This is a genomic window from Ruegeria sp. YTSB088 (genome assembly GCF_059609825.1).
On record NZ_JBXWMM010000003.1, the window covers coordinates 30,794 to 48,043 of the forward strand.

At 57.4% G+C, this 17,250-nt stretch carries 17 protein-coding genes; 14 read left to right on the plus strand and 3 right to left on the minus strand.

All coding sequences use genetic code 11. The features are described 5' to 3' along the window. Positions 1-41 precede the first annotated feature (41 nt). From dgcN to AC2FFA_RS05580, 3 genes are all read left to right on the plus strand, one after another. Complete coding sequence (gene dgcN / locus AC2FFA_RS05570; RefSeq protein WP_496850430.1) at positions 42-1,043, plus strand: N-acetyltransferase DgcN; 1,002 nt, start codon at positions 42-44, stop codon at positions 1,041-1,043. A gap of 72 nt (positions 1,044-1,115) precedes the next feature. Next, complete coding sequence (dgcA, locus tag AC2FFA_RS05575) at positions 1,116-2,081, plus strand: N-acetyl-D-Glu racemase DgcA (protein ID WP_496674155.1); 966 nt, start codon at positions 1,116-1,118, stop codon at positions 2,079-2,081. A gap of 10 nt (positions 2,082-2,091) precedes the next feature. Beyond that, positions 2,092-2,952 carry a D-amino-acid transaminase gene (locus AC2FFA_RS05580; RefSeq protein ID WP_496850432.1) on the plus strand — a complete coding sequence of 287 codons (861 nt, stop codon included), beginning with the start codon at positions 2,092-2,094 and terminating at the stop codon, positions 2,950-2,952. Between the two features lie 228 nt (positions 2,953-3,180). On the opposite strand, the gene AC2FFA_RS05585 is transcribed toward AC2FFA_RS05580, so the two are convergent. Then, entirely contained in the window at positions 3,181-4,083 is a 903-nt protein-coding gene (locus AC2FFA_RS05585; RefSeq protein WP_496850434.1) for a LysR substrate-binding domain-containing protein, read from the minus strand. Positions 4,084-4,255: 172 nt separating this feature from the next. On the opposite strand from AC2FFA_RS05585, the gene ugpB reads away from it, so the two are divergent. The 7 genes from ugpB (at position 4,256) to rpsD (ending at position 11,188) form a co-directional block, all read left to right on the plus strand. Then, positions 4,256-5,566, plus strand: coding sequence for a sn-glycerol-3-phosphate ABC transporter substrate-binding protein UgpB (ugpB, locus tag AC2FFA_RS05590; protein ID WP_117872449.1), 1,311 nt, complete (start codon positions 4,256-4,258; stop codon positions 5,564-5,566). Between the two features lie 61 nt (positions 5,567-5,627). Next, positions 5,628-6,509 (plus strand): sn-glycerol-3-phosphate ABC transporter permease UgpA, encoded by an 882-nt coding sequence (gene ugpA, locus AC2FFA_RS05595; protein WP_117872451.1) that lies wholly within the window; start codon positions 5,628-5,630, stop codon positions 6,507-6,509. Between the two features lie 20 nt (positions 6,510-6,529). Then, complete coding sequence (gene ugpE, locus AC2FFA_RS05600) at positions 6,530-7,366, plus strand: sn-glycerol-3-phosphate ABC transporter permease UgpE (RefSeq protein WP_117872982.1); 837 nt, start codon at positions 6,530-6,532, stop codon at positions 7,364-7,366. Between the two features lie 3 nt (positions 7,367-7,369). Further along, positions 7,370-8,425, plus strand: coding sequence for a sn-glycerol-3-phosphate import ATP-binding protein UgpC (locus AC2FFA_RS05605; protein ID WP_117872453.1), 1,056 nt, complete (start codon positions 7,370-7,372; stop codon positions 8,423-8,425). After that, on the plus strand, positions 8,425-9,372 hold the full coding sequence (locus tag AC2FFA_RS05610) for a glycerophosphodiester phosphodiesterase family protein (protein WP_496850437.1): 948 nt from the start codon (positions 8,425-8,427) through the stop codon (positions 9,370-9,372). The genes AC2FFA_RS05605 and AC2FFA_RS05610 overlap by 1 nt, the downstream gene beginning before the upstream one ends. Positions 9,373-9,877: 505 nt before the next feature. Further along, positions 9,878-10,327 (plus strand): hypothetical protein, encoded by a 450-nt coding sequence (locus AC2FFA_RS05615; RefSeq protein WP_496850439.1) that lies wholly within the window; start codon positions 9,878-9,880, stop codon positions 10,325-10,327. Positions 10,328-10,567: 240 nt separating this feature from the next. Next, positions 10,568-11,188, plus strand: coding sequence for a 30S ribosomal protein S4 (gene rpsD, locus AC2FFA_RS05620; protein ID WP_117872460.1), 621 nt, complete (start codon positions 10,568-10,570; stop codon positions 11,186-11,188). 126 nt (positions 11,189-11,314) lie between these two features. On the opposite strand, the gene AC2FFA_RS05625 is transcribed toward rpsD, so the two are convergent. Continuing rightward, on the minus strand, positions 11,315-11,776 hold the full coding sequence (locus tag AC2FFA_RS05625) for an Lrp/AsnC family transcriptional regulator (RefSeq protein WP_117872462.1): 462 nt from the start codon (positions 11,774-11,776) through the stop codon (positions 11,315-11,317). Between the two features lie 102 nt (positions 11,777-11,878). Between AC2FFA_RS05625 and AC2FFA_RS05630 the strand changes: the two genes are divergently transcribed. The 4 genes from AC2FFA_RS05630 to AC2FFA_RS05645 all read left to right on the plus strand — a co-directional run bounded on the left by AC2FFA_RS05630 (position 11,879) and on the right by AC2FFA_RS05645 (position 16,191). Next, positions 11,879-13,294 (plus strand): aminotransferase class V-fold PLP-dependent enzyme, encoded by a 1,416-nt coding sequence (locus AC2FFA_RS05630; RefSeq protein ID WP_496850441.1) that lies wholly within the window; start codon positions 11,879-11,881, stop codon positions 13,292-13,294. 64 nt (positions 13,295-13,358) lie between these two features. Then, positions 13,359-14,444 (plus strand): histidinol-phosphate transaminase, encoded by a 1,086-nt coding sequence (gene hisC / locus AC2FFA_RS05635; protein ID WP_299643862.1) that lies wholly within the window; start codon positions 13,359-13,361, stop codon positions 14,442-14,444. Beyond that, a complete protein-coding gene (locus tag AC2FFA_RS05640; protein ID WP_496850444.1) occupies positions 14,441-15,361 on the plus strand; it encodes a prephenate/arogenate dehydrogenase family protein in 921 nt (306 codons plus the stop codon). Before hisC ends, AC2FFA_RS05640 begins: the two co-directional genes overlap by 4 nt. Next, positions 15,358-16,191 (plus strand): extensin-like domain-containing protein, encoded by an 834-nt coding sequence (locus AC2FFA_RS05645; protein WP_496850446.1) that lies wholly within the window; start codon positions 15,358-15,360, stop codon positions 16,189-16,191. The genes AC2FFA_RS05640 and AC2FFA_RS05645 overlap by 4 nt, the downstream gene beginning before the upstream one ends. Here AC2FFA_RS05645 and AC2FFA_RS05650 read toward each other — a convergent pair. Then, positions 16,188-17,186 carry a DUF2125 domain-containing protein gene (locus tag AC2FFA_RS05650; RefSeq protein WP_496850448.1) on the minus strand — a complete coding sequence of 333 codons (999 nt, stop codon included), beginning with the start codon at positions 17,184-17,186 and terminating at the stop codon, positions 16,188-16,190. The two genes, AC2FFA_RS05645 and AC2FFA_RS05650, sit on opposite strands and share 4 nt — an antisense overlap. Between the last annotated feature and the right edge of the window lie 64 nt (positions 17,187-17,250).

Sequence of the window (17,250 nt, forward strand, 5' to 3'; positions counted from 1 at the left end):
CCGCTTCACTAGCTTAGGCCGGAATCAAAGGAGTGACCGCAATGATCGAGACACCGTACCTGCTGTTTTTGGGCGATGCGCCCGACCAATTGGCGGCCAAAGTGGCTGTGGGCATCAAGGATTGGCGCCCGGAAAACGCCGTCGGCCAATACCGTATGGACGGCTGCAAGGCCGATCTGGGCCTGACCGATATGACCCTGACAGAGGCGAAAGAGGCCGGTGCCAAAACGCTGGTCATCGGCGTGGCCAACCGTGGGGGCGTGATCAGCCAGGAATGGAAAAAGGTTCTGGTCATGGCACTGGAGGAAGGGTTTGATCTGGCCTCCGGCTTGCACAACCTGTTGCGCGATGAACCTGACCTGGTGGCGGTGGCTGAAGCGACCGGTCAAAAGCTGCACGACGTGCGTGTGCCCGAAGTCGATTACCCGATTGCCAACGGGATCAAGCGCAAGGGCAAGCGTTGTCTGGCCGTGGGCACCGATTGTTCGGTCGGCAAGATGTACACCGCAATGGCGATGGATGCTGAAATGCGCAAGCGTGGTATGAAGTCGACCTTCCGCGCAACTGGTCAGACGGGCATCCTGATCACCGGCGATGGTGTGCCGCTGGACGCCGTGGTCGCGGATTTCATGGCGGGCTCGATCGAATGGCTGACACCTGACAACGACGACGATCACTGGGACCTGATCGAAGGCCAGGGCTCATTGTTTCATGTATCCTATTCCGGTGTGACCATGGCACTGATCCACGGCGGCCAGCCGGACGCCCTGATCCTGAGCCATGAACCGACCCGTCAGCATATGCGCGGTCTGCCGACCTATCAGCAACCGTCTTTGGAAACCCTGCGCGACATCGCGCTGGCCCTGGCCAAAGTGGCGAACCCCGATTGTCAGGTCGTCGGCGTTTCCGTCAACACGCAGCACCTGTCCGAAGAGGACGCGACGGCGTATCTGGCCAAGATCGAAGCAGACATGGGGCTGCCTGCGACCGATCCGTTCCGCTTTGGTTCAGGCAAGCTGGTGGACGCGCTGGCTGCGATGTGATCTGAGACACGTGCCGGTGGCGGGTTCAACCGCTTCCGGCGTTAGATTTGGAAAAGATGAAGGAGCGGGTGCGTGCGGATAGAGGTCTCTCGCGATGTGTTTCGGCTGGCGCAGGTGTTTACCATCTCGCGCGGGTCACGGACCGAGGCAAAAGTGCTGACGGTTCGGGTGTCGGACGGAACGCATCAGGGCTGGGGTGAATGCGTTCCCTATGCGCGTTATGACGAAACGCTCGAGTCGGTTGAGGCCGAGATTGCCGGCTTGCCTGCGGAGTTCACCCGCCAGTCGCTGATGGACCTACTGCCTGCTGGTGCCGCCCGGAACGCCGTGGATTGCGCCTTGTGGGATCTGGAAAGCAAGCGCGCGGGAAAGCGTGCCTGGGATTTGGCGGGTCTGCCTGTTCCGGGACCAGAGATCACCGCATACACTTTGTCGCTGGACACGCCCGCGGCGATGCAGGCCCAGGCGGCCGAGAACGCGCATCGCCCGCTTCTGAAAATCAAACTGGGCACGCCAGATGACATGCCGCGGCTTGAGGCGGTGCGGGCCGGTGCTCCGAACGCCAAGATCATCGTGGATGCGAACGAAGGCTGGTCGGCTGAGGTTTACGCCGACCTCGCCCCTCATCTGGTACGTTTGGGTGTGGCACTGGTCGAGCAACCCTTGCCCGCCGGAGACGACGACGCATTGATCGGAATGGACCGCCCGGTGCCCGTCTGCGCCGACGAGTCCTGCCATGATCGCGCCAGCCTGTCCGGGCTGATGGGCAAATACGATGTCATCAACATCAAACTCGACAAGACCGGTGGCCTGACCGAGGCGCTGGAACTTCGCAAAGCCGCAATCGCGGAAGGGTATGACATCATGGTCGGCTGTATGGTTGGCAGCTCGCTTGCCATGGCGCCCGCGACACTGTTGGCGCAGGGTGCGATGGTGACGGACCTTGACGGCCCGCTTCTGTTGGCCGAAGACCGCGACACCCCGCTGATTTTTGACGACGCCGGAGTTCACCCGCCAGAAGCGGCGCTCTGGGGCTGAGGAGACAAACATGACCCGAACCGTATACGTAAATGGCGAATACCTGCCCGAGACCGAGGCCAAGGTATCCATCTTTGACCGTGGCTTCCTGTTTGCTGATGCGGTTTACGAAGTGACCAGTGTATTGGATGGCAAGCTGATTGATTTCGAAGGTCACGCAGTGCGCCTGAAGCGGTCTCTGGATGAGCTGGAGATGGCCGAGCCCTGCACCAAGGAAGAGCTGCTGGAGATCCACCGCAAGCTGGTTGATCTGAACGGCATCGAAGAGGGCCTGGTCTACCTGCAGGTCTCGCGCGGCAGTGACGGTGACCGGGATTTTGTCTTCCCTTCGGCAGATACCAAACCCAGCCTCGTTCTGTTCACGCAGAACAAGCCCGGGCTGGCTAACAGTCCGGCAGCACAGAAAGGTGCCAGGATCATCTCGATCGAGGACATCCGCTGGGGCCGCCGCGACATCAAAACCGTGCAGCTGCTTTACCCTTCGATGGGCAAGATGATGGCCAAGAAAGCGGGCTGTGATGATGCATGGCTGGTCGAAGACGGCTTTGTGACCGAGGGCACCAGCAACAACGCCTATTTCGTCAAGAACGGCAAGATCGTGACCCGCCCGCTGTCCAACGACATACTGCATGGGATCACCCGCAAGGCCGTGCTGCGCCTGGCGGCCGAAGCGCAGATGGAAGTTGAAGAACGTCTGTTTACCATCGACGAAGCCAAGGAGGCTGACGAGGCGTTCACAACCTCGGCCAGCGCATTCGTGATGCCCGTCGTGGAAATCGACGGAGTCGCGCTGGGTGATGGTACACCCGGGCCGATTGCCAAACGCCTTCGTGAAATTTACCTGGATGAAAGCCGAAAGGCCGCGATCTGAAGAAACACCACGTCGGACGGCGTTGCGGTAAACTGCTGCGGCGCCGTGCCAACATCAGTCGGATTCGGGGGCAGGACAGGGAGTTTCGCTGTAGGTCTCGCCGAGCATGAGCAGATCACATGCGACTTTCGGCCAAAAAACAGGTCACTTGCGAAGTTGAGCCGGGACACCGGTCTTAACTGTCGGACCAGTTCCAGCTTTGTCACAAGAATATCGTTGAAGGCGGGGTTACCCGACTTTGAAAGGGCTCAGGCTTTCCTGAAACTGTTCAATGAATTCAAGCGTCACCAACGACGGTTGCTTCAATATTGGGCGTACCAACGAGAGAGTATGTGTCAGCAATGGCCTGAAGGGCCGATAACTTAATCCGCGTGAGGTGTATTGGACGGCATCCAGTTCGCTTACGACCGAGACACCGACACCTTTCAGCGCCAATTCACATGCCGCTGTGAACTGCCTGACCTCAATATGCGAGTTCAATTCGACATTGGCATTTTGAAACACTTTCGAAAGCCGCCCGAAAAAGTCGCTGTCGCGTCGGGTGTGAATGATTTTGCTGTGTGCAAGATCCGCCGGGGTAACTTCGGAAAGGCCTTCCAACTCGTGCCCGGTGGGGAACACGCACACCGTGCGAACGCCGATGTTTCTGCTTTCTACCGCCGGATGACCGTGAAAACTGTCTGTGATTCCGAAATCATACTGCTCGCCAATCATCCATTCGAGAATGCGTTCAGGCCGGTCAGGCTCGATCGTCAGGGTGACACCGGGCCGATCCTTCAAGAAGCTGGCGACGACTTTGGGCAAATGGCTGGTGGCAAATCCAGGTAGGCAGGCGACACGGATGTGCCCTGCTTTGCGTTGTGTGATATCCTGGCTGACATCCGAGATTTGCCTCATGAGTTCGAGAACGCGCTCGACGCTGGGCAAGAGGTAACGAACCTCCTGCGTTGGCATCAATCGGCCCTCCCGGCGATCAAAAAGCTGAAACCCAAGCGATTTTTCTAGATCAGACAGCAGCCTGCTGACAGCTGGCTGGGTCACTCCAAGATCGGTCGCAGCGGCTGTGACAGACCCGTTTTTAGTCACGGCCATTAGGGCCTCCAATTGCCGCACTCTCAGAATTTGACTCATTGTTGATCCCTAGCAACCACGCCAAGTCATAACACTATGTTATTTTTTCACCAAGTAGATAGGCCTTGAATTATATTTCTGTAACGCTAACGTCGTGAAATCGTCATGTGTGCCGTTTACGCGTTGTGGTCGGTATTCAACGAAGCATCAAACCTGATGCATGGGAGGAATCATGAAAAAGAATTTGCTTGGCGCTCTTGCCATCACCACGGCCTTGTCCCCCTTGGCGGCAATGGCGCAAACCGAAGTTCAGTTCTGGCATGCCTTCACCGGTCGCCTTGGTGAGCTTGTCAAAGGACAGGTTGAAGAATTCAACGCCAGTCAGGATGACTTTGTCGTGGTTGAAAGCCACAAGGGCAACTACTCGGAAACCCTGAATGCTGGCATTGCTGCATTCCGTGCCGGTGAACAGCCAAATATCCTGATGGTATTCGAAGTCGGCACGGCGACAATGATGTCAGCCGAAGGTGCGATCAAGCCGGTCTATGAAGTGATGGCGGAAAGCGGCGCGTCATTTGATCCCGATGCATATATAGGCGCAGTCAAAGGGTATTATACGACGACTGACGGAGAGATGCTGTCTCTTCCTTTCAACTCCTCGACGCCAGTGCTGTGGGTTAACCGCGATGCCATGGAAGCCGCTGGCGTTGATCCGGACACGGATCTGTCCACATGGGAAAAAGTTGGCGAGGTCCTTGAACAGCTGAAGGCGGGTGGCGAGGATTGCCCGCTGGTGACAGCATGGCAAAGCTGGATTCACCTTGAGAACCTGTCAGCCTATCACGACGTTCCGTTTGCATCCCAGGACAACGGTTTTGCTGGTCTGGATACCGAGCTTATGCTGAACGGTCCGGTGCAGGTTGCACATCTGACCGCAATGGGTGACTGGGCCCAGGACGGCAAGTTCATCTACACTGGCCGCAGAAACGAAGGCGGTGCGAACTTCCGGTCAGGCGAGTGCGCATTGTTCACTGAAAGTTCGGCCGGGTACGCTGGCATCAAAGCAGAGGCCGAGTTCGACTTCGACGTGCGTCCGCTGCCCTATTGGGAATCCGTCACCGGTGAGCCGCAAAACACCATCATCGGCGGCGCGTCTCTTTGGGTAATGGCGGGTCATGAGCCCGAAGAATACCGAGGCGTCGGCGAGTTCCTGAGCTTCCTGTCTTCGTCGGATGTGCAGGCGGCGTGGCATCAGAACACCGGTTATCTTCCGATTACCGTCGAAGCCGGCGAAGCCACCCGTGCGGCAGGTTTTTATGACGAAAACCCGGGCACCGACATCGCGGTGATCCAGATGACCGCGAAAGAGCCGACCGCAAACTCGAAAGGCTTGCGTCTGGGTTCGTTCGACCAGATTCGCGGCATCATCGACGAAGAGCTTGAAGCGATCTGGTCCGGTGAGAAAACAGCTCAGGAAGCGATGGACAGCGCGAAGGAACGCGGCGATGCGTTGCTGCGCCGTTTCGAATCCGCCAATCAATAAGTCGTAACTTCATGCGGGCCTTTTCAGGGCCCGCATTTTCTTTCTTCGGTGGGTTTTCAGGATGGAAAAACGCGTCACCTTTCGCGGCTGGCTGTTGCCATTGGCTCTGATTGCCCCTCAGGTCATTATTTCCGCCGTCTTCTTCTTCTATCCCGCCGGTCAGGCCATATGGCAGTCACTGTTCATACCTGATCCGTTCGGGTTGTCGTCCCAGTTCGTGGGGCTGGGCAACTTTGAATTCCTACTGAGTGACAAGTTTTATCGCGCCTCTTTCGTGACAACGGCAGTGTTTTCCACGCTGGTTACGCTGTGCTCGATGATCCCTGCCTTGTTTCTTGCGGTCATTGCGGATCGATTGATCAAAGGGTCCGGGGTCTATCGGACTTTGCTGATCTGGCCCTACGCTGTCGCTCCTGCCGTTGCGGGTGTTTTGTGGCTGTTCATGTTCAACACGCGCGTCGGCGTCGTGTCATGGTATCTCAGCCAGCTTGGTTATGACTGGAACCACGTTCTGAACGGCACCGAAGCTATGGGGCTGGTGGTCGTTGCCTCCGCCTGGGGGCGCATAAGCTATAACTTCCTGTTCTTTTTCGCTGCCCTGCAATCCGTTCCTAGATCCGTGATCGAGGCAGCGGCGATTGACGGCGCGCATTTCTGGCGCCGGTTCTTTACGATCGTGCTGCCGTTGCTGTCGCCGACGGCGTTCTTCTTGCTGGTGGTGAACGTCGTTTATGCCTTTTTCGAAACCTTTGGCGTGATCCACACAATCACCGGTGGCGGGCCGCAACAATCGACGACAATCCTTGTCTACAAGGTTTTCTCAGATGGGTTTGTGGGACAGGACCTCGGCTCGTCTTCGGCGCAATCGGTCATCCTGTTGATCGTCGTTGGTCTGTTGACGGTCATTCAGTTCAAATACGTGGAAAAGCGGGTGCATTACTGATGGCGTCCCAACAACACGGAATGGTCGAAAAACGCGGCGCGGGCATCTGGTTGTCCCATGCTTTGATGATCCTCGGTGTCCTGATCATATTTTTCCCCATATGGCTTGCCTTTGTGGCCTCGACCGTGACCCAGGCCGAGATCGTCTCACCGCCGATGCCAGTCGTGCCCGGCGATCAGTTCTGGGTGAACTACAAAGCGGCGCTGTTCTCGGGGGTAAACGTGCCCGTGGCAACGATGCTGTTCAACAGTCTGGTGATGGCGATTGGTATTGCAGTGGGAAAAATCGCCATCTCGTTGCTGTCGGCTTTTGCAATCGTTTATTTTCGGTTTCCAGGGCGAACGACGTTCTTTTGGTTGATCTTCCTGACGCTCATGCTGCCGGTCGAAGTCCGCATCGTTCCGACGTTCGAAGTTGTCGCCGGATTCGGTATGCTCAACAGCTATTACGGGCTGATCTTCCCTCTGATCGCCTCGGCCACGGCAACCTTCCTGTTCCGACAGTTTTTTTTGACGATCCCGGATGAACTGGCCGAAGCCGCCCGGGTGGACGGGGCCCGCCCGATGCGATTCTTTATTGATATTGTGGTGCCGATGAGCCGGACAAACATCGCGGCGCTGTTCGTGATCCTGTTTATCTATGGCTGGAACCAGTACCTTTGGCCGCTGCTGATCACGACTGATCCCGAGATGAATACCATCGTGATGGGTATCAAACAGATGTTTCCGTCCGGCGACGACTTTGCGCATTGGCCGACGATCATGGCGACGTCCATTCTGGCGATGATCCCGCCGGTCATTGTGGTGGTTTCGATGCAAAAGCTCTTTGTCCGAGGCCTTGTCGATAGTGAGAAGTAAGAAATGGCAACAGTTACCTTAGAGAATGTCAAAAAGAGCTTTGGCCCGACGGATGTGATCCACGGTGTTGATGTCGATATCGCCGATGGAGAGTTCATCGTGATCGTCGGCCCGTCAGGCTGTGGTAAATCTACGTTGTTGCGGATGGTGGCGGGGCTGGAAACGGTCACGTCCGGGGAAATCTGGATCGGCGGTGAGCGCGCCAATGACAAAGAGCCGATGGATCGCGACATTGCGATGGTGTTCCAGAACTACGCGCTCTATCCGCACATGTCCGTGCGTCAGAACATGGGATATGGCCTGAAGATCGCTGGATTACCCAAGGCTCAGATCGATCAAAAGGTGACCCAGGCGGCAAAACTGTTGCAGCTCGAACCTTTGCTGGATCGCAAACCCAGGCAGTTATCAGGCGGTCAGCGTCAGAGGGTGGCGATGGGGCGGGCCATTGTCCGCGAGCCTGCGGTTTTCCTGTTTGACGAACCGCTCTCGAACCTCGACGCCAAGCTTCGTGTTCAGATGCGTCTGGAAATACGCGAGCTTCAGGAAAAGCTGGGTATCACGTCACTTTACGTTACGCACGACCAGGTCGAAGCAATGACAATGGCCGACAGAATGATCGTGATGAATGGCGGTATTGCCGAGCAGATCGGCACGCCGCTGGAAGTCTATGAAACCCCGCATACGCTGTTCGCCGCGCAATTCATCGGCAGCCCGGCGATGAACATTTTTGAAGCGCGGCGCGAAAACGGGACCATCAAGATCGGAGAAATCGAAGTCGGACCCTCTCAGGGTGCAGACAGCGCCGTGAAGCTTGGCATAAGACCAGAGCATCTGGTGTTGAATGACAATGGCCCACTTGAAGCGGCGATTCAGATGGCTGAACCGCTTGGGGCCAACACGTTGCTGCACGGTCACCTTTCTGGCACCGCAAGCGCGATCACGGCGAGCCTTCCCGGCGTCCACCCGATCGAGGGACGCCACCCGGTTATGCAGTTCTCGGTCGCACCAGAGAACATGCATTTGTTTGACCACGTGACGGGCAAAAGGCTGGAAGGCTGATGGTGTTTCAGCATGTTGAAGCCTTTCGTGGTGGTGAAAACCTGATCCGGGTTGTTGGCCATCGGGGGGCACGAGGTGTGTTACCTGAAAACAGCATGGTGGGCTTCGACTTTGCGCTCTCCATTGGTGTCCCGCTTCTTGAGTTTGACGTTGTCCTGACTGCCGATAATGTGCCGGTCATAACGCACAATCATCGCCTGCACGCAGCGAGCTTTCGCGATTCCAATGGCCTGTTTCTGATCGGAGAAGAGCCGAAAGTTTCCGCACTGACTTACGAGCAACTCCGGCAATTTGATATCGGGCGTTTGGACGGGCAATCCGCCTATGGCCAACGCTTCCCGGACCAGGCCCAAATAGATGGCGTCCGTGTTCCAAAGTTGTTGGATCTGCTCGATTTGGTCGATGACCCAAAAAACAGTGATGCCTATCTGATGCTCGAACTGAAGTCGGATCCCGACCTGGCCCATGATGCGCTATACAGGGAGAAATTTGTCGGGAGAGTTCTTCAGGACGTTCGCGGCAAAGGTTTATCTTCGCGCGCGGTCCTGCACAGTTTCGATTGGAATCTCTTGGAGGAATGTCAGCGGCAAGCTCCGGATATGCCGTCATCCTATCTGACGCAACTTCCGGAAAACGCCGACGATGTTGGTGAAGATTCCTCAAAATCCGTTTGCCCGGACTTTCGTGGTCGCCGCGACGAGATTCCAGACTTGGTAAAGCAAGCTGGCGGTTCGCTTTGGTGCCCATATTTTGCGGATGTGACGACTGAAAACGTGACGCGAGCAAAAGAGTTGGGCTTGTGCGTCGCCGTGTGGACGGTCAATGAACACGAACAGATAGGCAGGATGATAGATCTGCGCGTGGACGCAATCGTATCCGACTACCCCGGGCGGGTTCAAAGACAACTGTCGGACTCTGGCTTCGGTTGGCGCGCAGGGCATCGGTGATCCCGGCGCCCTGAGGGTGACGTGAATGAATTTCTTTCGCCATTTGAAAATTGCCTCAAATAAAGGCTCTTCAGCCCGTTGACGCACAGGACCAGCATGTTTTTACGGCATGACCCTATGAGAGCCTATTCTCAGGAAACCGTTCTTGGGCGCGGTTGACGGAAGTCCGGAATTCCGGAACGAATGCCCAAACGCTGACCTCACTGCTCTGAGCATTGCGCTTGCGGTTGTCGGGACCGTGTTCTGCGCCTTCGGTCGATGAAGAGTAATTGATACCTGCGTACCAATATTCTCAATGCCGTTAGGTATTTCTGGCACCGAGGCTCGGCAATCGCGCTGGCCACAACCGTCATCGACTGGCCGTAAAGCCTGACGGATGGCGCCAAATGCTGAGTCACATTAACAACAATCTTGTGATTGCTGCAGTTCCGTCTCTTTTCCGCCGGAATTTGTGCTGATAAGGGTAAAGTTAAGTGTTGGGGTGGTAGTAAGTGCGAGTGGGCAGATGAGAGCCGGAACAAACGGTCAAATAGCTATTTCCTGGTGTCAGACGGAAATTGACGGGCTTGAAGATGCGCCCCTTTCCTCTTTGATGATCGGAGCATCATGGTCATGGCGTGGACAAGCAATCGTCCTGAGCGAGGCTGTGGAGCAAAGCATTGGAAAAATGGGGAATGCCGGGGGCGTTGCGACCCACGTGAACAGCCACTTTCCAATTGTCCGTAAGGTTTCAGGCCTTGTGTCAGGCATTCTTACCTTTACCAACGGTGCGCAGAAGTTCTCTGCCAGGCTTGTTGTCGATGGCAAGGATACGTCGCGGACTCTCGTGTTTGACGGCGCTTGCCCGCCACGGGATGAAGAGTTCTGGATTATCGAAGTGACAGAGCTTGCGGCGATCCCGAACCCGCCATTGAAAAGTGACGCGACAGTAGTCTCTTTCCCGATCTCAAATTAGAGTTTCAAGGCAGCGCTACGCGGATTCGACACTGCGTCGGTCCCGATGTCTGTCTGCCCTGATCGATTTTCTGAACTTTGCTGAATGCTGTGTTGACACCGACGGCATTGCGGCTATAAGCGCGGCTTCATTGGTGTTGGTGGCCCCCGCAAGGGGATGCCTGTCATGGGGGAAACCTCAAGAGGACAACGCCCTTCATAGTGGCCCGTTAGGGCTTCGACAAAACGAAGGAGATCAGCCGTGACCAAACGCACGTCTGCCAAGTACAAAATCGACCGCCGGATGGGCGAAAACATCTGGGGTCGTCCGAAATCCCCTGTCAACCGTCGTGAATACGGCCCCGGCCAGCACGGCCAGCGCCGCAAGGGCAAACTGTCGGACTTTGGTCTGCAGTTGCGCGCCAAGCAGAAGCTGAAAGGCTATTATGGCGACCTGACCGAGAAGCAGTTCCGCCGCATCTACGCCGAAGCCGAGCGTGTGAAGGGCGACACCGGTGAAAACCTGATCGGCCTGCTGGAGCGCCGTCTGGACGCCGTTGTTTACCGCGCCAAGTTCGTTGCAACCGTCTTTGCCGCGCGCCAGTTCGTGAACCACGGCCACGTCAAAGTGAACGGCAAGCGGGTCAACATCCCGTCCTACCGCGTCAAAGAAGGCGACGTGATCGAGGTGCGCGACAAGTCCAAGCAACTGGCTGTTGTCCTCGAAGCTGCCGCGCTGGCCGAGCGCGACGTTCCTGACTACATTGACGCCGACCACTCGAAAATGACCGCGACTTTCGTGCGCGCTCCGTCGCTGGGCGACGTGCCGTACCCGGTCATGATGGAACCGAACCTGGTCGTCGAATTCTACGCCAAGAACTAATCTTCGCAGCACCCGAATTCCGAAAGGCCGCGCTTTTTGCGCGGTCTTTTTTGTTTGATGGGGACTCTGCCGCCATCGCAACGGCCCGCGCCTTCCCTGAGGGTTATTGGCCAGATAAGGTGCGGGTCAGATCGGCAGGGGTCTGCCTTCGGCAATCGCTTCCATTGCGAAATACGATGTCACGCTGTCCAGCTCGACCTTTTCGATCAATCGCTGATAGACCTTGTCATAAGATGTCATATCCTGTGTTACGACTTTCAACTGATAGTCGTAATCTCCTCCGATCCGATGAAAATCCACGACTTCCGGGATCGTGAGAACGTGGCTCCGAAACGCTTGAAGCCACTGAGCGGAATGATGTCGTGTGCGGAGCATGACAAAGACCACAAGGCTCAAACCCAGTTTTTCACGCGCGATGCGGGCCGTGGACCCTATCAGAACGCCGTTTTCGTTCAGGGCCTTCAAGCGCCGCCAGCAAGCGTTTTGAGAAAGTCCCACACGATCCGCCAATTCGCGCTGCGACAGGGTGGCGTCCTTTTGCAGTTCTTTCAGAATGCGCGTGTCAATTTGATCTAATTTTGATGTCATAACTGATCATATGACACAAAATTTTTAAAATCTACGCAAAGATAGGTGAAGTTTTTGCGGCTCGAAAATATCACATTGGTAGGGCAGTAAGGAGCCAATGTAATGACCCTGTCCAAATTTCGTGCGGAACTCTGTTCCACCACTCACAATTCAAATCTGCGCGATGGACTGATCGGCGAGAACGTTCTGATCCCGGGTCTGCATGGAGACGTGCCGCTTGTCTATGCGGATTACGTCGCTTCGGGCCGCGCATTGCGGCAGGTCGAGGATTTTGTGGCGCAGGATGTTTTGCCGTTTTACGCAAACAGTCACACCGAGGCCTCCTACTGCGGATCCTACATGACACGTCTGCGCCGCGAAGCGCGGGCAGAAATAGCCCGCATTGTTGGTGCTCGGGAAGAGGACGCGGTGATCTTTACCGGGTCTGGCGCCACTGCGGGGCTCAATCGGTTGGTCAGCCTGCTAGGGGTGGCAGAGGCTGACCAGCCGATTGTCTTAATCGGTCCGTATGAGCATCATTCGAATATTCTGCCGTGGCGCGAAAGCAAAGCACGTGTCATCGAGATTCCCGAGGCCGAGGGTGGTGGTGTGGACCTACATGCGCTGAAAGCCGCGCTGGAGGCCCATGCGGATGCCGATTTGGTGGTCGGATCATTTTCCGCCGCGTCCAACGTGACTGGTATTATCACCGATCCTGATCCGGTCACGCGAATGCTCAAGGCGCATGGTGCTTTGGCCGTTTGGGACTATGCCGGTGGCGGGCCTTACCTGCCGATGGACATCGGGCCCGAAGGTGCCCGCAAGGATGCGATCGTGGTTTCGCCGCACAAGTTTCCCGGTGGCCCGGGCGCGTCAGGCGTTTTGGTTGTGAACCAATCTGCCGTGAAACGGACCTGTCCTAGCTGGCCGGGCGGTGGAACCGTCAGCTTCGTATCACCGTGGCGGCATGACTACAGTGCCGATCTGGCCACAAGGGAAGAGGCCGGGACACCCAACGTGATCGGAGACATTCGTGCAGCGCTGGCCTTCATCGTCAAGGATGTCGTCGGAACGGACGAAATCGCCCGGCGTGAGGTGCAGTACAATCAAATGGCGCTGGACGGGTGGAAGAACAACCCGAACCTCACCCTGCTTGGGGTCGAGAGCGCGCATCGTCTGCCGATCTTCTCTTTCCTGGTGCGCGGCAATGCGGGTCAGCCTGTGCATCAGCAGTTGTTCACGCGGATGCTCAGCGATATCTACGGCATTCAGGTGCGGGGCGGCTGTGCCTGTGCAGGACCTTATGCCCACCGCTTGCTGGGGATTGATCAGGCAACGTCAGAGGCGCTGCACGCTGCCTTGTCCGCAGGGGAAGAAATGAAAAAGCCCGGTTGGGTGCGACTGAATTTCTCGTATCTGATGAGCGAGGAAACGGTTCGGTTCATCATCGACAGCGTCAATGACCTGTCACACCGGACCGAGGAGTTCGCGCCATACTACAACGCCGACCCGACAACCGCGCGCTTCAAAGCCGCATGAGGGAATTGTCGCTTTTCTCAACCCGTTGAGACAGGTATGAGAGGCCCATTCAACGGAGCCTCTCATGACCAAAATCACCCCACAACCCGGCATTATGGACATCGCGCTGTATCAGGGCGGCCAGTCGCATGTGGCCGGTGTGGAGCATGTGATCAAGCTGAGCTCGAACGAGAACCCGTTCGGACCAAGCCCCAAAGCGATTGAGGCAGTGCGCGACAGCGCTGCCACCCTGCACCGTTATCCCGGCACCGACCATGCAAGCCTGCGCGAGGCGATCGGCGTACGCCACGGACTGGACCCTGCGCGGATCATCTGCGGTGTCGGCAGCGACGAGGTTTTGCAATTCGTCGCTCAGGCCTATGCGGGGCCGGGGGACGAGGTGATCTATACCGAGCACGGGTTTTCCATGTACCCGATCATCGCGCGTATGGCCGGTGCGACGCCGGTCATGGTGGCCGAGCGTGACCGCAAAGTGGATGTGGCGGCTATTCTTGCCGCTGTGACGGGGCAGACGCGGATCGTGTTTGTCACCAATCCCGGCAATCCAACCTCGACCATGATCTCGAACGACGAACTGGAACGTTTGGCGCTGGGTCTGCCCAACACTTGCCTGATGGTTCTGGATGGCGCTTATGCCGAATTTGTCGACGGGTTCGATGGCGGGGCGTCGCTGGTTGACGCCCATGAGAATGTGATCATGACGCGCACCTTCTCAAAAGTGTACGGGCTGGGCGGTATGCGTGTCGGCTGGGGCTATGCGCATCAACCGATCATCGACGTGCTGAACCGGGTGCGCCAGCCGTTCAACCTGTCGCTGACAGCCTTGGCAGCAGCTGAAGCCGCGGTGAACGATGTCGAGTTTCTCTCTTTCTGCCAATCCGAGAATGCGCGCTTGCGTGTATGGCTGGCGGATGAGTTGGCAAAAGTCGGTGTTCCGTCGGATCCGTCCTGTACCAACTTCATTCTTACACGTTTTGCCGATCAGGCCGAAGCCGAGGCCTGCGATGACTACCTGAAAACGCAGGGTTTGATTGTCCGCCGGGTTGCAGGCTACAACCTGCCGAACGCCTTGCGGATCACCGTGGGCGACGAAGAAGCGTGCCGCCGTGTGGTTGCGGCGATCACTGCATTCAAAGAGGGCGCAGCATGAGCCAGATTTACGACCGCGTTGCGCTGATCGGGCTGGGGCTGATTGCTTCGTCCATGTTCTGGGCGATAAAACGTGCGGGTCTGGCCGGGGAAGTGACGGGTTATGCCCGGTCCAAGGAGACCCGAGAAACAGCAGGCAGGATCGGATTGTGTGACCGTGTTTGCGACTCGGCACGCGATGCGGTCGAAGGTGCCGATCTTGTTGTCCTGTGTGTGCCTGTGGGGGCTATGGGCGCAGTTGCAAAAGAGATTGCACCTGTGCTGAAGCCCGGTGCGACCGTTTCGGATGTGGGCTCGGTCAAGCGGGACGTCATTCGGGCGGTGCAACCGCATATCCCCGACGGCGTGCACTTCATACCCGCGCACCCCTTGGCTGGGACCGAGCATTCCGGCCCTGAGTCTGGGTTTGCCGAGCTGTTTGACAATCGCTGGTGTCTGTTGGTCCCGGTCGAGGGTTCGGACCCGGATGCCATTGCCCGCCTGCGCGCGCTTTGGGAGGGCATGGGGTCATATGTTGATGAAATGGATGCGGATCACCATGATCTGGTCCTTGCCGTAACCTCTCATGCGCCACACCTGATTGCATACACGATGGTTGGCGTGGCCGACGATCTGCGACGGGTGACCGATAGCGAAGTCATCAAGTATTCGGCCGCCGGCTTCCGGGACTTCACCCGGATTGCCGCGTCCGACCCGACCATGTGGCGGGATGTGTTCCTGTCCAACAAGGATGCCACGCTGGAAATCCTGGGCCGGTTCACAGAAGAGCTTTTTGCCCTGCAACGCGCCATCCGTACCGGGGACGGTGATCATTTGTTTGACTACTTCACCCGCACCCGTGCTATTCGTCGCGGCATTATCGACGCGGGGCAGGACACGGATGCACCGGACTTTGGGCGGGGGAAGGCAAGTTCATGAGAGTGCGCTGGGGGCATATTCTGATCGGGGTCGCAGCTTTGGGTGCTGCGACGGTTCAGGCAGCGCCCCTTGACCAGTCTTTGGTGCCTCTCATGCGTCCCTCGCTTGTTCAGCAGGCTGCCAGCACGCCTATCGCCTTTGAAGTCGCCAAACGGCGCCCGGTTTCGCGCCCGGTTTCGCCGCAAGTCACGGCTGCAGCGGCGCGCCCGTCGGAACTGCCACTTCTGGGACCGGACACGTCCTTGATGCCTTATTTGCGACCCGAGTCGGTCGAACAGCAGGTATTGTTCAAAAGGAGCAAGCTGCGCAAAGGGTCTGTTTGCGGGGATATTGCCATTCAAGGCAAGCCTGTTGGCCGTGTGGGCAGCAAGAATTCAGCCTGCGGTGTCAAGGATGCGGTGCAGATCACCTCGGTTTCAGGTGTGATACTCAGCCGTCCCTCGACTATGGATTGTGGCACCGCCAGTGCGTTGAACAAGTGGGTCGACAAGACCGTCAAACCCACCTTCAAACGCCGGGGCTCTGTGGTCGAATTGCAAGTCGCAGCCCATTATGCCTGCCGAACTCGCAACAACCGCAAAGGCGCGAAGATATCCGAACATGGCAAGGGGCGTGCGATCGATATCTCAGGTTTCAAAATGGCCGACGGTGAGGTGGTGACCGTCCTGAACGGGTGGCGCAAGAACCCGTCTCAGAAACAGCTCAAGAAGATATGGCGCGGGGCGTGCGGCCCGTTCGGCACCGTGCTGGGGCCAAATTCAGATCGTTATCACAAGGACCACTTTCACCTTGATACGGCCCGCTACCGCAGCGGACCCTACTGCCGTTAACGCAGGATCAGGCGCGGGGCGGGGCCCAGAGGCAATGGCCCCAGTGCCACGAAACCATCCCGAAAGTTCAGTTGCAGGTCCAAGGCGTTGGGGTTGCCGCCCAGCCCCGCCAAAAAGTTCAGTGCCCGGGTAACGGGATTCACCGCCTGATCGGGCAGGGCGCCCGCCGCATTTGCCATGGCGATCATGTCGCGCCAGTTTTCGGCTTTGACGGCGATCTCTCCGGTCGGGATGCCTTGTGCGTCCACATCCAGATCGCCGGTCGCAAACAGGCGCAACTCACCCCATTTGATCTCGACCAGACGCAGATCAATGGCGACAGGCTGCGGTCGGCTGTCTTCCAGGGCGGACCGGTCCCAAACCTTGTCGAAAGTGGTGACCATATCCAGTTCCAGCGTTTCAAAGCTTTGTGGCAACGAATTGGCGGAATGCGTCAGGGCCCGCAGTTTTTCCCCCGGTGTGAACCCATCCGCGCGGGCTGTGATGGCATAGGCTTCTGAAACTGGCGTTTGTTCCATCATCAGGCTCAGCGTGTCTCCGGAGGCCAGCGTGGTGGTGTTTTCCGTTACCGACCATGCCCCCGCCGTCAAAGCCATTTTTTCCAGCACGAGCGAGACGCCCGGCTGCAATTGCAGCTCGGCAAGCAATTCGTCAGCCACAATTGTTGATGTCTGGTCGAAGTATGACAGGCGTTGCGGCGTGTCTGCGAAGCGCAATACCTGACGACCGGGCCAGATGGCGGGGCTTTTGAATTCGATCCAGTCCGCGCTCCATGCAGTGCCATTTACCGGGTCGGCCAACGCCGGATTGTTCAGACGGGTCATGTGGTGGGTTGGATACCCGGCCGTTGCGACATCCGAGAAATCCGCCTGCCAGCCGCGTGCCTCCTGCTGGTCGAACCAGCCAGTGATCGCAGAGCGCAGGCCATACCCGGCCACGAACCAATATGCGCTCCACGCAATGGTAACAAAAATCAACACTCGTATCAGACGCATCCGAAATGGCCCTTTTTCCTGCCTTGGAATTGATGTTTATAGGCCGAAACAGGCAAGGACCAGT

Coding starts and splice junctions, on each gene's coding strand:
- AC2FFA_RS05585 (WP_496850434.1), bottom strand. CDS start 4,083: ATGAGTCAAATTCTGAGAGTGCGGCAATTGGAGGCCCTAATGGCCGTG.
- AC2FFA_RS05645 (WP_496850446.1), top strand. CDS start 15,358: ATGAGAGTGCGCTGGGGGCATATTCTGATCGGGGTCGCAGCTTTGGGT.
- ugpB (WP_117872449.1), top strand. CDS start 4,256: ATGAAAAAGAATTTGCTTGGCGCTCTTGCCATCACCACGGCCTTGTCC.
- AC2FFA_RS05640 (WP_496850444.1), top strand. CDS start 14,441: ATGAGCCAGATTTACGACCGCGTTGCGCTGATCGGGCTGGGGCTGATT.
- ugpA (WP_117872451.1), top strand. CDS start 5,628: ATGGAAAAACGCGTCACCTTTCGCGGCTGGCTGTTGCCATTGGCTCTG.
- AC2FFA_RS05610 (WP_496850437.1), top strand. CDS start 8,425: ATGGTGTTTCAGCATGTTGAAGCCTTTCGTGGTGGTGAAAACCTGATC.
- AC2FFA_RS05605 (WP_117872453.1), top strand. CDS start 7,370: ATGGCAACAGTTACCTTAGAGAATGTCAAAAAGAGCTTTGGCCCGACG.
- AC2FFA_RS05615 (WP_496850439.1), top strand. CDS start 9,878: ATGAGAGCCGGAACAAACGGTCAAATAGCTATTTCCTGGTGTCAGACG.
- hisC (WP_299643862.1), top strand. CDS start 13,359: ATGACCAAAATCACCCCACAACCCGGCATTATGGACATCGCGCTGTAT.
- AC2FFA_RS05625 (WP_117872462.1), bottom strand. CDS start 11,776: ATGACATCAAAATTAGATCAAATTGACACGCGCATTCTGAAAGAACTG.
- ugpE (WP_117872982.1), top strand. CDS start 6,530: ATGGTCGAAAAACGCGGCGCGGGCATCTGGTTGTCCCATGCTTTGATG.
- AC2FFA_RS05630 (WP_496850441.1), top strand. CDS start 11,879: ATGACCCTGTCCAAATTTCGTGCGGAACTCTGTTCCACCACTCACAAT.
- dgcN (WP_496850430.1), top strand. CDS start 42: ATGATCGAGACACCGTACCTGCTGTTTTTGGGCGATGCGCCCGACCAA.
- AC2FFA_RS05650 (WP_496850448.1), bottom strand. CDS start 17,186: ATGCGTCTGATACGAGTGTTGATTTTTGTTACCATTGCGTGGAGCGCA.
- AC2FFA_RS05580 (WP_496850432.1), top strand. CDS start 2,092: ATGACCCGAACCGTATACGTAAATGGCGAATACCTGCCCGAGACCGAG.